This window comes from Pseudomonadales bacterium, from assembly GCA_024234615.1.
Classification (GTDB): Bacteria; Pseudomonadota; Gammaproteobacteria; order Pseudomonadales; family IMCC2047; genus JAJFKB01.
In genome coordinates this window covers 684,517-699,982 of the sequence record JACKNY010000001.1, presented here as the reverse complement: position 1 = coordinate 699,982, position 15,466 = coordinate 684,517, and the positions used below count along the sequence as shown (strand labels likewise).

The 15,466-nt window shown below is 46.3% G+C and carries 14 protein-coding genes and 1 pseudogene; 6 read left to right on the top strand and 9 right to left on the bottom strand.

Annotation, left to right across the window (positions count from 1 at the left end):
- Positions 1–283 precede the first annotated feature (283 nt).
- Positions 284–430 (top strand): hypothetical protein, encoded by a 147-nt coding sequence (locus H6995_03330; protein MCP5214023.1) that lies wholly within the window; start codon positions 284–286, stop codon positions 428–430.
- Between the two features lie 50 nt (positions 431–480).
- Here H6995_03330 and H6995_03325 read toward each other — a convergent pair whose 3' ends face one another.
- A complete protein-coding gene (locus tag H6995_03325) occupies positions 481–1,326 on the bottom strand; it encodes a LysR family transcriptional regulator (protein MCP5214022.1) in 846 nt (281 codons plus the stop codon).
- Positions 1,327–1,580: 254 nt separating this feature from the next.
- On the opposite strand from H6995_03325, the gene H6995_03320 reads away from it, so the two are divergent.
- Genes H6995_03320 through H6995_03305 form a run of 4 tightly spaced genes read left to right on the top strand, consistent with a single transcriptional unit; the run spans position 1,581 to position 7,300 of the window.
- Complete coding sequence (locus H6995_03320) at positions 1,581–3,071, top strand: aldehyde dehydrogenase family protein (GenBank protein MCP5214021.1); 1,491 nt, start codon at positions 1,581–1,583, stop codon at positions 3,069–3,071.
- 51 nt (positions 3,072–3,122) lie between these two features.
- Complete coding sequence (locus H6995_03315) at positions 3,123–5,345, top strand: MFS transporter (protein MCP5214020.1); 2,223 nt, start codon at positions 3,123–3,125, stop codon at positions 5,343–5,345.
- 11 nt (positions 5,346–5,356) lie between these two features.
- A complete protein-coding gene (locus H6995_03310; GenBank protein MCP5214019.1) occupies positions 5,357–6,403 on the top strand; it encodes an ACP S-malonyltransferase in 1,047 nt (348 codons plus the stop codon).
- 51 nt (positions 6,404–6,454) lie between these two features.
- The gene (locus H6995_03305) at positions 6,455–7,300 is read left to right on the top strand and encodes an alpha/beta hydrolase (GenBank protein ID MCP5214018.1); all 846 of its coding nucleotides are present in this window, start codon (positions 6,455–6,457) and stop codon (positions 7,298–7,300) included.
- 215 nt (positions 7,301–7,515) lie between these two features.
- On the opposite strand, the gene H6995_03300 is transcribed toward H6995_03305, so the two are convergent.
- Both H6995_03300 and H6995_03295 read right to left on the bottom strand, forming a co-directional pair.
- Positions 7,516–7,761 carry a cytochrome C oxidase subunit IV family protein gene (locus H6995_03300; protein ID MCP5214017.1) on the bottom strand — a complete coding sequence of 82 codons (246 nt, stop codon included), beginning with the start codon at positions 7,759–7,761 and terminating at the stop codon, positions 7,516–7,518.
- The gene (locus tag H6995_03295; GenBank protein MCP5214016.1) at positions 7,761–8,357 is read right to left on the bottom strand and encodes a cytochrome c oxidase subunit 3 family protein; all 597 of its coding nucleotides are present in this window, start codon (positions 8,355–8,357) and stop codon (positions 7,761–7,763) included. The genes H6995_03300 and H6995_03295 overlap by 1 nt, the downstream gene beginning before the upstream one ends.
- A gap of 138 nt (positions 8,358–8,495) precedes the next feature.
- Between H6995_03295 and H6995_03290 the strand changes: the two genes are divergently transcribed.
- The gene (locus tag H6995_03290) at positions 8,496–8,948 is read left to right on the top strand and encodes an SUF system Fe-S cluster assembly regulator (protein MCP5214015.1); all 453 of its coding nucleotides are present in this window, start codon (positions 8,496–8,498) and stop codon (positions 8,946–8,948) included.
- Positions 8,949–9,045: 97 nt separating this feature from the next.
- Here the strand turns inward: H6995_03290 and rnk are convergent, their stop codons facing one another.
- From rnk to H6995_03260, 6 genes and pseudogenes are all read right to left on the bottom strand, one after another.
- Entirely contained in the window at positions 9,046–9,477 is a 432-nt protein-coding gene (gene rnk / locus H6995_03285; protein MCP5214014.1) for a nucleoside diphosphate kinase regulator, read from the bottom strand.
- A gap of 76 nt (positions 9,478–9,553) precedes the next feature.
- Complete coding sequence (locus H6995_03280; protein ID MCP5214013.1) at positions 9,554–9,904, bottom strand: hypothetical protein; 351 nt, start codon at positions 9,902–9,904, stop codon at positions 9,554–9,556.
- A 91-nt stretch (positions 9,905–9,995) separates the two neighbouring features.
- On the bottom strand, positions 9,996–11,348 hold the full coding sequence (gene gdhA / locus H6995_03275; protein MCP5214012.1) for an NADP-specific glutamate dehydrogenase: 1,353 nt from the start codon (positions 11,346–11,348) through the stop codon (positions 9,996–9,998).
- Between the two features lie 134 nt (positions 11,349–11,482).
- Positions 11,483–13,315: a cation:proton antiporter gene (locus H6995_03270; GenBank protein ID MCP5214011.1), complete on the bottom strand. Its 1,833-nt coding sequence runs from the start codon at positions 13,313–13,315 to the stop codon at positions 11,483–11,485.
- A gap of 244 nt (positions 13,316–13,559) precedes the next feature.
- Entirely contained in the window at positions 13,560–14,555 is a 996-nt protein-coding gene (locus H6995_03265; protein MCP5214010.1) for a cytochrome-c peroxidase, read from the bottom strand.
- A gap of 167 nt (positions 14,556–14,722) precedes the next feature.
- Positions 14,723–14,902: pseudogene (locus H6995_03260) on the bottom strand (hypothetical protein).
- Positions 14,903–15,466: the final 564 nt, after the last annotated feature.

The following is a 15,466-nucleotide window of genomic DNA, read 5'->3' as shown; positions in this document are numbered from 1 at the left end:
AGTAGAATGAACAGGAGCTGTTGTGAGTCGGCCAAAGGTGGCACCAGGACTCCTTACCCTTCAAAAACTGTACAAACAAACAGTATATTTATTCTCAAAAAAATCAATTCTTTTTATTGAAAGATTGTGGTGCCGTGTGGAATATAAGGAGATTAACCTGAACGGACAAAATGTATTTAACCTCACCATGGTCGATCGAGTGGCATTGTTGGTTTCCTTTCCATTGGAAATGACTCGGTTTATAGAACCAACCCCCTTTTCAGTATGAGCGCATAATGAATTAATGAAACATAATGTTGAAGTCGACGAAATAATCAATCTGGGAGAGTGGGTTCGATTGGCGTTTTTCAAAGATCCTGACGGTAACATTCTCGGCCTGCGGCAAAATCATGCCAATCTTCCCAAAGCGGGGAAGATAAACGCGAAATAGCAGCACATTTGGAAATATGCAGCACTCCTCGGAAGAGCTAAGGGTTTTCATTAGACAATCAACTTCATCTGTTCCTTGGCCAGTTCAATCGCGTTGATCAGTTCTAAGGGTAGTGAACGGTCGATTTTATAGGCGAGGCCTACTATGCGCTCCAATTTCAAATCTTTAACCGGGCGCGTCACAATATTCAAGTGATTCGTGGTTGAGTGGCTGGGCACGACTGAAATTCCAAGGCCAGCGGCCACCAAATCGAGCGCATACTCTTCATTTTTCACAGTCGCTTTGATGTCCAGAGTAATACCCTGTTTCTCCGTGGCAAACTTCCAAGCGTCGTTAACATCACATGGCTGACGGCTGATAAAGGGAACGCCGTTTAACTCTTTTAAAGAGATCGATGGTTTGATTGAAAGCTGATGTCCCTCTGGCATAGCAAGCACATACTGATCACGCCAGAGTTTATGAAAAATTTCGTCTTGATGGGCTTGCGTCTCGGAAATAATGCGCGCATCCGCCTGTTCTGTTAGATCTACCACCGTCAGATCAAGCCCCGGCACCGATGCCAGTAATACTTTGATGATCAAACTAATGCGTTTCCCGGATAAAAAAGGCATGAGGGCTATATTGAGTGATATTTGCGGCGAAGGCTCTTTAAACATGTGCTTAATCGCTTGCATATCATCAAATACTTTACAGGCATAGGGATAAAGACTTTCTCCACTTGGCGTAGGCGTTACCCCTTTGGTATGCCGTAAAAATAATTGGCTCTCCAAGTCTGACTCGAGCTGTTGAATAGCAGAGGATATCGATGGTTGCGCAACAAAGCATCGTTTTGCCGCCCCGCTCAGACTGGACTCCTCATAAACAGCAATAAAATAACGAAGTGCGCGAAAATCCATTGATATCATCCCTCTCTATGGTTGAGCTAAGTTATCCGCTCACGCATGGGCTGGCTAATGTTATATGCCAGCCATAGTTTACGCCTATATCCATACCAGGAAAACTATATTTTACCAATGGATGATGTTGCAATTAATATAGAGGAAATCTCGTATTAATAAGATGAAGCTAAGGGTTATCGCGAAGGGTGATGGAGTACTGGCAAGCCACATTATGACCGTTGTTAACAAAAGTCGATTTAGAGGATACCTATATGACACTGACACAAATTCTATCGCGTCTTGGAGTTGATGAGAACATCATTCAAGGCGGCGAACTCGTTGTGCACAGCCCGATTGATGGGGCTGTTCTCGGTCAGATTAAAGTCTGTTCATCCGAAGAAGTCGAGAGTGCCATTAGTGAAGCACAGGCAGCCTTCCATGAATGGAAAACTGTACCCGCACCCAAACGAGGTGAGCTGATTCGCGTCCTGGGAAATAAACTCAGGGAACACAAAGAAACGCTGGGCGAATTGGTGACCCTGGAGAGCGGGAAGATTTACCAAGAGGGCCTGGGTGAAGTACAGGAAATGATTGATATCTGCGACTTTGCTGTTGGTCTTTCCCGCCAACTCTATGGCCTGACAATTGCGTCTGAGCGCCCCGGTCACCGCATGGCGGAAACCTGGCACCCGATAGGTCCCATTGGCGTTATATCTGCCTTTAATTTTCCCGTGGCGGTATGGTGCTGGAATACCGCCTTAGCCATTGTCTGCGGCAACAGTGTTATTTGGAAACCTTCCGAAAAAACACCCATCACTGCGATTGCCTGTCAAAAGCTCTTTGAAGACGCCGCACAGGAAGTCGGCAACATCCCACCAGGATTATCACAACTGTTGATCGGGAAAGCTGAGACTGGCGCTCAATTGGTGGCGGATAAACGAGTCCCAGTGATCAGCGCAACCGGCAGCACCGCCATGGGCCGCAAGGTGGGTCCCGCTGTCGCACAAAGATTTGGGCGATCCATTCTTGAGCTGGGTGGTAATAACGCTATTATCGTCTGTCCTTCCGCCGATTTGGAGATGGCTGTTCGCGCCATTTTATTTGGTGCCGTGGGAACCGCCGGACAGCGTTGTACATCGACTCGACGTCTGTTTGTGCATGACAGCATCTATGACACATTAGTCCCCTCTCTTAAAGCCGCTTATCAAAGTATCCGTGTCGGCAATCCGATGGACCCTAAGACGCTGGTGGGTCCGCTGATCGACGAAGCGGCCTATAAAATGATGCAGCAGGCACTTTCTAACATCAGTACACCGATAATGGGCGGCAACCGCGTACTGGTTGATGAGTACGCGGAAGGCTACTATGTGACGCCAGCCTTAGTTGAAATGCCGAAATCGGACCGAACTGTTCAGGAAGAGACCTTCGCTCCAATACTTTATATTTATCCTTATCAAGATCTGAACGATGCGATCAAACAACACAATGATGTGCCACAGGGATTGTCTTCTTCCATCTTTACTAACGATATACGAGAAGCAGAGTTGTTTCTTTCCGTCGTCGGCAGCGATTGCGGTATTGCTAATGTCAATATCGGCACCAGCGGCGCTGAGATCGGCGGAGCCTTCGGTGGTGAGAAGGAAACTGGCGGTGGACGCGAATCGGGCTCCGATGCTTGGAAAGGCTATATGCGTAGAACTACATCAACGATTAATTACTCTAGCGAGCTTCCTCTAGCGCAGGGTATCGAGTTTGATCTCTAGAATTCGCTGATGAATAACTAAATGTTCTTGCGGTAACTACAGAGCAACATTATGAATCGTGCTGAAATCATCCATCAGAACTTTACCCAACGGGTACGCGCCGAGGATTTTCCGCAACCATCGGTCGTATTAACCCCCCAGGATGTCCATCTAGCATCCTGGGAAGTCGTTGACCTGTTTGAAAGTCAGGTCATGAGCCGTCTACTGGACCTGACCTCGCGCCGTCTGAGCGCACGTAAAGAAAGTTTTTATACCATCGGTAGTGCTGGCCATGAAGGTAATGCAGTTTTTGGCAAAGTCTTTCGTCATACCGATATGGCATTCCTGCATTATCGCAGCTGTGCCTTAATGATTCAGCGCAGCAAGCAGGTAATGGGGCTGGCGCCACTTTATGAAACACTATTATCCTTTGCCGCCTCATCTGAGGACCCTACCTCAGGCGGTCGACATAAGGTATTGGGAAGTAAAGTGTTATTAGTGCCACCACAGACCAGCACCATCGCCTCCCATTTACCTAAAGCGATGGGGGCTGCCCATGCGATCGGTTTGGCCTCTAGACTCCGGTTGGTTGACGCTACCATGCCCCATGACTCCGTAGTAATTTGTAATTTTGGGGACGCCTCAGCAAATCATTCCACGGCGCTGGGCGCAGTCAACGCTGCCGCCTGGGCCGCGTATCAGGGCTCTCCTATGCCGGTCATCTTTATTTGCGAAGATAACGGTATCGGCATTTCCACACAGACTCCAATGGGCTGGATTAAAGCAAAATATAGCCAACACCCAGGCCTTAAATACATCACCTGTGACGGCTTGAACATGCTCGACACACAGCGGGCGGCAACTGAAGCCGCCGGCTATGCCCGGAAAACCAAAAAACCCGTTTTTCTACATTGTCGAACCATTCGGCTGGCGGGACATGCCGGTTCAGATGCGGAAACCAGCTATTTAACACGAGAGCAACTTGAAGCCACTGAAGCACAAGACCCGCTCCTGCACTCAGCACGGATTATATGGGAAAACAGTTTGATGACGGCACCTCAGATCTGCGAGTTCTATAACAATCTTGAGGCACGAATCGAACGAATTGCCGAAGTAGCCATTCAACGGCCAAAGCTGTCAACGGCTACCGATGTCATGGCATCAATTATACCGAAACCAGCCCTCCCTGCACCTCTGCCGATACCAACCGAGGAGATGCGGCAAGCACTCTTTGGCCGGGACGTACGCTTATTTGACAAGCCCCAGCATATGGGGCGTCTGATTAACCTCGCTCTGGCGGATATCATGCTGCAATACCCCACCACCGTCATTTGTGGTGAAGATGTCGGCAAGAAGGGCGGAGTCTATGGAGTCACCCAAGGGTTACACCAGAAATTCGGTACAGCGCGAATGATTAATACCCTGCTCGATGAGCAAACCATTCTCGGTCTTGCGATCGGAATGGCGCACAATGGGCTTCTCCCAATTCCCGAAATTCAGTTTTTGGCTTACGTGCATAACGCCGAAGATCAAATTCGTGGCGAGGCCGCCACACTATCCTTTTTTTCGGATGGACAGTTCACCAACCCAATGGTGATCAGAATTGCCGGTCTAGCCTACCAAAAAGGCTTTGGTGGCCACTTTCACAATGATAACTCCTTTAATGTTTTTCGTGACATTCCTGGGCTTATTGTCGCCTGTCCCAGTAACGGTAAAGATGCCGTTCAGATGTTGCGAAGCTGCATTAAACTGGCCCATGAGGAAAAACGCGTCGTGGTTTTTCTTGAGCCCATTGCACTCTATATGACACGTGATTTACACGAAACAAACGACGGATTATGGACTTCTCTTTATGAACCCCCTGGCACTGGACAACCTATTGTGCCAGGGCAGATAGGGATTTTCGGAGCGGGTAAAGACATCGGCATCTTGACTTATGCCAATGGTTACCACCTAAGCCTGCAGGCCGCCAAAAAATTATTTGATGAACACGGAATTAATTGCCGGATTGTGGATTTACGTTGGTTGTTACCACTTAATGCAGCCGCCGTTGTCGAGGCCATTGCTCCTTGCGACTCCATATTAATCGTCGATGAATGCCGACGTACTGGGTCAATAGGTGAGGAATTAGTCACACTGTTGGTTGAAGCCAACATTACTGTTCCTATACAGCGAGTAGCCGCCGAGGACTCCTTTATTCCTCTGGGGGCAGCCGCTAACTTAGTCTTGCCCAGCGTAGAAAGCATTATTGAAAACGCACTTAAACTAGTAGTTCCCGTGTGCTGCGAACAGTGAGAATGCCTTCAATGACAGAACGGAAAAAACAAAGCGCCATTGTGGTCTGTCCTGGCAGGGGCACCTATAACAAACCGGAACTAGGATACCTCAAAAAGTATCATGCCAATAAAACTCATTTTATAGAATTGATTGATGAGTATCGCACTGAGCAGGGTCAAAAGACGGTTTCGGAATTAGATTCCGCTGACACATTTCGCGCATCGCAGCACACTACTGGAGATAACGCCGCCTCGCTTATTTACGCCTGCGCCTTAGCCGATTTCCTGACGATTAACTTGGATAAATTTGATATTACTGCAGTGACCGGGAATTCAATGGGCTGGTATTTGGCTCTCGCCTGCGCTGGCGCCTTGTCTCCTCCATCCGCCATCCATGTGGTAAACAGCATGGGGAGGCTCATGCACAAGGAAGCGAGCGGTGGCCAGGTTATCTATCCGCTGGTGAATGACCAGTGGCTACCTGATCCTGATCTCAAGCGAAATTGCGAAAACTCAGTTGAGCTTGTCTCCCGTGAGGCAGGAGCTGAAATTTATACCTCTATACATCTTGGCGGCATGCTGATACTGGCAGCCAATGATGTCGCCGTTAAACTATTATTAAAAACCCTCCCTCAGGTCCAAGACAGGTATCCCTTCGCTCTGCCCAATCATGGTGCTTTCCACAGTCCATTGATGCAGGGTATATCCGAGCAAGCAATGCAACTGTTACCCATTGATTTGTTGCAAAAACCTGTGCTTCCCATAATCGATGGGCGGGGACATATCTGGCAACCCTATGCCACTGATTTAAACGCATTACATGGCTACACGTTCGGTCATCAAGTGACAACAACCTACAACTATAGTTGCGCTATTGAAGTCGCCATCAAAGAATTCGCGCCGGACATACTCATTATTCTGGGGCCAGGCTCAACCTTGGGTGCACCGACAGCTCAAACATTATTAAAGCATACCTGGCTTGGCATGAAGACCAAGGAAGATTTTAAACAAAGGCAAAATGATAATCCTTTTATTCTTAGTATGGGAATTGAAGAGCAACGGAACCTGGTAGTTTAGTATTTAAGAATAAAACCACCGGTACTGAACACAGCTACGGAAATAAACAATATGGAACAACCTACATTTTCCAAGCCCCTACGCCGACTACAACTCAGGTCGGCCAATATCGCTTATACCGATGAGGGAGATGGTGATCCGATCCTCTGTATTCATGGATCCTGGGACGACCACCATAGCTGGGGTAATGTCGCTTTTCTACTCCGTAAGCAATACCGTGTGGTGACCTACGATCGTAGAGGCCACAGTGCCAGTACTGCACCGCCAGGACAGGGCCACCTCAGAGATGATGTCACCGATGCCCTCGAATTAATGGATAAAATTGGCCTAACGCCTGCGCACATTATCGGTCACTCCTATGGCGCTAATGTGGCCATAGCTCTTGCGATACAGGCCCCCGCTTCAACCCAGAGCCTATTTGTACTCGAGCCCCCACTGTTTGCGTTATTAAAAGGAAACCCAGAGCTTGAATATCTGCGAGAGAAAGCTTCTAAACTTATGAAACGGACGGCAAAATTGATTGAAGAAGGAGACATCGAAGAAGCGGCCAAGCTATTTATTGAGCAGGTTGCATTTGGCGAGAATAGCTGGGAAAACCTCTTCGATAAGACCGCGCGCACCACAATTTTGTCGAACGTCGATACTTGGCTAGACCAATTCCGTGATCCCGAACGACTCGCTATCGATATCAATGCCTTACATAACTTTCCTCAACCCATTACCCTTTCTACAGGTACGAATACCCTACCCGCCTATCAAGAAGTTGTACAACAGCTTATAACCGCTCTCCCCAGCCTTAAGGTTAAAAAAATTACCAATGCTGGGCATGGTGCTCATATCTCCCACCCTGCTGATATTGCTTCAGCCATTCGAGCACATATACGAGAGGTACACTGAAATACCTTGGTTATAAATCACACCTTATAAACAAAACTTATGATAATCTTCGTTTTAATTCAAAACTAGACTTTAATTGTTGTTCGAAATACTGCGGTTTGTGGCCGACTTGGTCTTCTGACTGCCAAGCTTGAAGCCCATCGCTGTTACTCACCGACTTACGAAGTAATGGTTATCGACAAAAATTCCTAAAACCCTGAAATTTTTCCAAACTGCTAATGCTTTACCAATAACCAAATAAACAAACTTAAAATGGGACAATATAAGTTCATTGCGTAGCGCATATAGCCTTTATATCCATAAAGTTCCATAAAACCGTCAATGATTAAATAGCCCTTGATGGCAGCTAAACCCAAAATAATAGCGGCAATCCAAGGCAGTGTGGAAGCGTCCGCCAGAGTATAACTACCTATCGTTAACAGGATGAGAACAAGCCAGATGAGAGGGACACGATTGATCATCAGTGAATCACATACACTATTGGAAAAAGCATAACCCAGAGTAAATCAACCATATGCCAATAACATGCACCACTTTCCAAACCTAAGGCGTCGTCAGGGCCGTAACCACCACGCCTTAATTTACGCGCGATGATGATGAGGAAAGACAGACCCAATAACACATGTAATAAATGAAAGCCCGTCAGCAAAAAGTAAACCGTAAAAAATTGATTACTTTCTAAGCCATAGCCGGCACTACCCAGTTGCCAGTATTCCCAGCACTTAACCACAACGTATACCAGCGCAGACGCAATACCTGCAAAAATCCAAAGCGCGGCTTGATTCTGTTTATTACGCCGGTTATCGACTACGGCCTGCGCCACAAACCCGCTGGCAGTCAGCAGCGCAATCGTATTAATAAGACCGGCTAAAGGATGCAGTATTTGTTGTCCGGCTAAAAATAATTCTTTGTCGTAACTTCTCACCCAGCTAAAAGCAAGAAACATCAAGGCGAAAGTCGTGATCTCCAGTAGGATTAAAAACCAGATAACCAGATCGCCAGGGAGCTCAATATTTACCGTGACTTGAGAATTATTGTTTGCGATTTGTGAATGCATTTTTATTCATAAACGGTTGTTAATACAAAGTGATGATTCGAATAATATACTGTATTGGTATAGTATTATAAAATATCAATCTCGAAAAATTCATATAATGTATATCTGATATGCTTTGAAGGAATGTGTGGAGTTATTATGTTAAGAATCAGCCGGTTTGCAGACTACGGGTTACTTGTCATTAATGCGTTATGCCAAGTAAATCAGCTGACAACACTGGAGCAGCTCTCAGAAAAGACCAAGTTGACTATGCCAACTATCTATAAAATCATGCGCTCATTGGTGAAATCCGGGCTCGTAATCTCATTACGCGGAGTTAACGGTGGTTACAAAATCACAAAAAGCGCCGACCAAATATCCATCGCCGAAATCATTGAAGCGGTTGACGGACCTATTGCTCTAACCGACTGCACAAAAGGACTAGGTTGCCAGTGTGTCCTGGAAGGTAATTGCCAGCTCAAAGGTAACTGGCAGTTGGTCAATCAGCAGGTTATCAAAACGCTTGGCAACATTACGCTCGACATGATGAACCAACCCGTCAGTCAAAACATGAATGCCGGCACGCATAATATTGCTGCCATACTGATTTGAAAGGATGCTGAGTCTCTGAATTATCGGTAACAAAAAGCTCACCTTTCGGGGAAACATTCTCCATGTTCAGCATCCTTTAATTTACTTACTATCGGCTTTAACGATGATAATCACCGGAACGCTCCGGCTGATAGATAACCTCTTCAATCCGAACTTTGAGCATTCCTCCACCGGGCTTCGGCCATGAAATTTCATCTCCTTGCGACAAGCCCAAAAGAGCACTGCCAACCGGCGCTAGAATGGAAATTGTGTCGCCCTTCTCATTGACATCTTTTGGGTAAACCAGGGTGAGGGAAAACTCTTCGTTCGAAGATGAAACTTTAAATTTTACCCGCGAGTTCATCGTTACGACGGAGGCTGGAATTTTTTTTGAATCAACTATTTTAGCTCGTTCTATTTCCATTTCTAACTCCGCTTTACCCGGAAATGCCTTTGCCGGGAGAGACTCTAAGAGTTTTTCCAATCTTTCGACATCACTCTTAGTGATAATTATCTTTGGTTTTTTATCCACTGAACCTTTTCCTATCATTAGTTAATTTAAAAATACGCAACCCACGGATATCAGAATCCGGTCAAAGTGCCACCGTAAATACTGTAAAGCTATTTTAAGTTTCTACTTTTACAATGCATTGCTCGTATTGACCATCTTTTATGAACACCCATCTGCCAAAGTAGATGGGTGTTATTCCAAGTGCTTTTAATTTTTCCGCCAGATAATCCGTAAACCCTGCCGAAAAGTGTAGGTCCTTATCAAATAGAAATACCCTTGTTCGCACATTCTTGTCTCCCAGGGGACTGGTCTGGGTGATATCTAACTTGAAATCCAATAAATCACCCGAGAGCCACTGCCAGCAAACCCCGGAATCAAAGTTAATATTGGTTAATCCTAATTGGTTGGCAAGCTCCTTAAGCCCAATATCAGCAACAAACCAAATATCCGTAATAACGGCACTCATTGTATATGACCCAATAACCAGTTAGTAGATTGTGATAAATTGCCTGATTGACCTATTCCAGCGCTCTTTGTTTGCTATAGCGGGAATGTTGTTAAACAACACCCTGCTCAATCATGGCATCTGCCACTTTACGGAAACCGGCAATATTGGCGCCGAGCACCAGGTTGTGAGGCTCGCCAAATTCGATGGCGGTATCGCGCGTACTTCGGTAAATATTCGCCATGATGACTTTCAACTTCTTATCCACCTCATCAAAACTCCAGCACTGCATACTGGCATTCTGCGCCATTTCCAGCTGACTGGTAGAGACGCCTCCCGCATTAGCTGCCTTGCCCGGGCCATAACAAATTTTGGCCTTGAGAATGGTATCCACGGCATCTTGTGTGGAAGGCATATTGGCGCCTTCAGATATCGCCAGACAACCGTTAGCAACTAACGCTTCAGCGTCAGCATCGGTCAGTTCGTTCTGGGTTGCACAGGGAAAAGCTAGATTTCCAGGGATACGCCATACCGCATGGCCATCGGGCGGATACTCATCCACTGAAATAAACTGAGCTTCCGGATGAGCTTCCAGATAAACATCAAGCTTTACCTTTCGCACTTCTTTTAACAGCTTTAATGTATCTAGATTAATCCCTTTTGCATGGTAGATTGTACCGCTAGAGTCGGAGCAGGTAACCGGGCAGGCGCCCAATTGATAGAGCTTTTCAATGGTGTAAATGGCCACATTCCCGGCACCCGACACCAAACAGGTTTTTCCCGCCAAGCAATCGCCCTTGTCTTCGAGCATATATTGTGCAAAATAAACACAACCATAACCTGTGGCTTCCTTGCGCACGAGTGAACCGCCCCAGAGTAAACTTTTCCCCGTAAGCACACCTTCATAGCGTCCTGTGAGTCGCTTATACTGACCAAACAGATAACCGATCTCTCGAGCTCCTACGCCAATATCACCTGCTGGCACATCAGTCGTGGGTCCTATGTGACGATACAATTCATTCATAAAGGATTGGCAAAACCGCATGATCTCACTATCAGATTTACCTTTTGGGTCGAAGTTTGCTCCGCCTTTACCACCACCGAGAGGTAATCCGGTTAGCGCATTTTTAAAAATCTGTTCAAATCCGAGAAATTTAATAATGCTGGCGTTGACGCTTCGGTGGAACCGCAAACCTCCTTTGTAGGGTCCTAGCGCAGAGTTGAACTCGATACGATAGCCTTTGTTGACCTGTACGTTACCTTGATCATCGACCCAGGGTACCCGAAACATAATCTGACGTTCGGGTTCGACAATACGCTCAATAATGGCATGATGTTTGTACTTTTCATTAGATTCGAGGACGGGCTGCAAAGAATCCAAAACCTCTTCGACAGCCTGATAAAATTCTGCTTGCGCTGGGCTGGTCTTCTGGAGTTTGAGGATAGTGTCGTGAATGTAAGTCATAAGGGCCCTTATTACTCTTTCGCTAGGTGCATGATCAATTTGTGCCATGATAGCAAGCTCGCACATCAACGTCGCCAGTTCGATTATCTATTAGGGACAAAATGATATTCGTCACGACAAGAGGTATTAGGGTTCTAGCTTTTTTTCGAATCAACTCCTTGGCCAGCAACATTCTCTATCGTTTTGACATTATTCCCAAGCTCATCCTCCGAAAATAACCGTTCCAACTCTTGAGCGGACTCCCGTGATGTCTGGATCAGCATTTGTTGATCCTCCCGATAGGCAAACTGTTTGTCCAGGGTGGCGCAGTCATGCGCATAAAAGCGCTCCTTTGCTGTCGTAGCCTGTTCCGGTGTAAACCCCAGTGCAGTGAGTGTTTTCTCTGCAAGATACATACTGGACAACAGGGTATCCCTGATGATTACCTCCGCGCCAAGGGCCCGCAGGCGCATTTCGTGTTTGCGTGTCCTGGCCCGGGCGAATAATCGCACGTTGGAAAATTCACGACGAACCAGCTCAGCAATTTTAATAGAGTTTTCAACATTCCCCACCGCCAACACAAAAATTTCTGCTTTTTTGGTATTAGCGACTTCAAGTAATGTCTTATTAGATGCATCGCCATAGTAAACTTGATTTCCAAGCCGACGAACGAAGTCTACATGCCCCGGATCGATTTCAATGGCGGTGAAGCGGATATGTTGCGTACGCAATATTCTTGAAATAATCTGACCGAAACGTCCAAAACCGGCAAGGACAACTTTTGAATCAGCGGTTTCGGCAGTATTAATAATATCGTAAGCCGGCACTTCAGCTGGTTGTGAAACTTTCCGCATTATTTTTTCGTATAACAGCAGAATTAATGGTGTCATTACCATAGATAGTGTCACTGCAACGACAAGTAAGTCCCTTAACTCAGCGGTTAACAGCTGATAGTCCGCCGCCAGGGTAAATAAAATAAAACCGAACTCCCCTCCCTCGCTTAAATACAGCCCCAATAACCGGGCATTATTGCTTTGTAAACTCGCTAGCCTGGCAATAACAACCAGGATCATGAACTTAACCAGGATAAGGCTGGCAACAATGAACAAAATAGTAGCTGCTTGTACGGTAAACAAGCCTAAATTGGCGGACATCCCGACCGCCATAAAAAAAAGCCCTAACAACAACCCTTTGAATGGTTCAATGTCCGCCTCCAATTGATGTCGGTATTCGGAATCAGCCACCAGCACACCTGCCAGAAAAGCCCCTAACGCCATTGATATTCCTATTGATTGCATTAGCAAAGCCGATCCCAGCACTAACAAGAGTGCGGCGGCAGTAAAGACTTCATGTATTCGCGCGGCGGCAACAAAGCGCAAAGCAGGCCGTAGCAAAAAGCGGGCAAACAACCAAAAAACAGCAATAAGTGCGATCGTTTTGACAACATCACCCAACGAAATAACTTGTCTGCCAATATCCTCGACCGCGATTAATGGCATCATGGCCAAAACCGGTATGACCGCAATATCCTGGAACAGCAGAATATGAAGCGCGGATCGTCCATACGGCGTTCCCAGGCCTCGCCTTTCTGCTAAGAGTTGAAGTGCAAATGCCGTACTGGAAAGCGATAGACCGAAGCCGATTACACTCGCAGCCATCCAGGTAGCCACAAATTGTTTAGCAATGACCGTTATGATCAGCGTGGAGAGCAATACCTGCGCAGCCCCCATACCGAAAATTGCCTTTCTTAATACCCATAGGCGCGAGGGCTTTAGTTCCAACCCAATGATAAATAAGAGTAAAACAACTCCTATCTCAGAGAAGTGCAATATACTCTGCGAATCCCTGATTAAATTTAATCCCCATGGCCCGATGATAGTCCCGGCCAAAACATATCCGAGAATTGAACCAAAACCGAACTTTCTCGAAATGGATACCACCAGAACTGCCGCAGCCATCATAATGGTAACGGGATACAACATATCCATTGGCACTTTCCTTACGAAAAATTACTGACTGCATGAATATTTCCTGGCCAGGAGATACGCTCAACCGGAAAAAATCACACAATAATGACGTTAATTATCCACTTATTTTTTTATAAATGTCATAAAGGTTACGAGAAACCTTATTTCAGTCATTTCTTTTCGGATTTGTGTGCACTGTACCCGCAATCTCTTCTAGCTCCACCCCATAAATCATCTCCCGCCCAAACTTAGAAAAGGAGACAACTTATTCAAACGGTCGAGGCCGCGGCGTATGATCCGTTGACGGCGGCAGGAGAGGTAATGCAAAAGAGGGCTGCTCACCGGTCAGTGTTTTAAGAAATGCAACGATCGCTGCATTCTCAGTCGAACTAAACTTTCTACCCAACTGTAAACGTCCCATAATATCAACGGCTTGGCTAAGGGTTTGCGCTTCACCATCATGAAAGTAAGGATAGGTGAGCTCAACATTACGTAATGTTGGAACCTTAAATTTAAAACGATCCTCGTCTTTGCCGGTAACAGCACTTAACCCTTCAGCCGGATTTGCAGTCTGGTAAGCCTTAACCACACCCATTTTTTGGAAAGAGCTCCCCCCTACCGCCGGGCCGTGATGACAGGCAACGCAACCCGAATCCTTAAACAACTGATAGCCTGACAGCTCCTCGGTGGTGAGTGCGCTTTTATCACCCAGCAACCACTGATCGAAACGGGAATTTGGTGTGACCAGCGTCTTCTCGAACTCAGCAATTGCTTCTGTCACCTGGTCAATATCGAGGCCTTCTCTACCGAATACCTGTTTGAACTCCGTCACATACTCAGGGATTGAATGCAATACCTCCACTGCCAGGGTATGGGTAAATGCCATTTCACCCGGATTAGCGATAGGTCCGCCCGCCTGTGCTTTGAGGTCGGCGGCTCGACCATCCCAAAACTGAGCGATACTCAAGCTCGAATTAAGCACCGTTGGCGCATTAATGGGACCCTGTTGCCAATTGTGTCCAATAGAGGTTTTGAGGTTATCAGTACCACCCACGCTCAAATTATGGCACGAGTTACAGGAGATAAACCCAGACTTTGATAAGCGTGGATCAAAATAGAGCTTTTTACCCAATTCAACTTTTGCCAGATTAATTTCTTTTACCGGTGCTATCGGTTCAATAGGTTCCTTGGCAACCAGCGGAGCAGCGGTAGCCAGCAACATAAGAAAAGTCGACGCACGGGCAAATACTTTTATGGTCATGTGAATATCCGATTTTGGTAAATAAATAGGCGAAAACGTGTCTTCTTTCTTGCCTGTATTGAGGCATGGTGCCGGCTGATACCACATCAGCGCGCACGGCCCCCGCCGGAGTGTTTTCCACCACCTGCCCCCTTACGGTTTCCGTATTCCATCTTTCCCCCTTTGGCTGGCGGATTGTCAGGTATCGACACACCGCGTTCTTTGGCCCGCTCTTGCATAGCCTCATGGTGCTCCTTGCGGATTTGCTCCCGTTCTTCAACAGTATTTGCTGCGCGCATTTTTGTACGGAATTCCGTGCGTTCTTTTCGCGTCATCAATTGGCTACCGTAAATTGGCTCTTGCTTTTGTACTTGCACTCTTTCTTGATCGGTTACCGGTTCGGCTGCATGTGCCTGGCTCATAACAAAAAACAGCGACGACACCATAAGGGAAGTTAATAATGCGTGTTTCATTTCGATGCACCTCTTGTTCAGTACTTTAATCATAAGGACGGTCACTCAAAGAAATTAGGATAGCTCGTGAATAAATCAGGCTAAAGACCACTAATGAATGTGGCAGATTCAGCTTTAAAAAGTCATCACTAATTTAGTATATGCTAATATATTAAATGGAGGTAGCCTTAATATCAAATTAAAAATAACCATCTTGATTATTTCTCCTCGGGACTGTTAGGTTATCGACCCGAAAGATATCTTTACATCAATTTAACCTTGATTGGTTGAATCATAACTGTCGTTAAGGCCGTACTACTTTCAACCAAGATCGTCGCCAAGATCAGGTAAAGTTCTAACCCCGGCCAGAAGATGACCACCTTATTATTCTGCATTTCCCTGCGACAATATGTCACATTCTAACCCTGGTTGATCATCATTATACTGCGCCGTTTTAAGACATTGTCCGATGAATTTCCT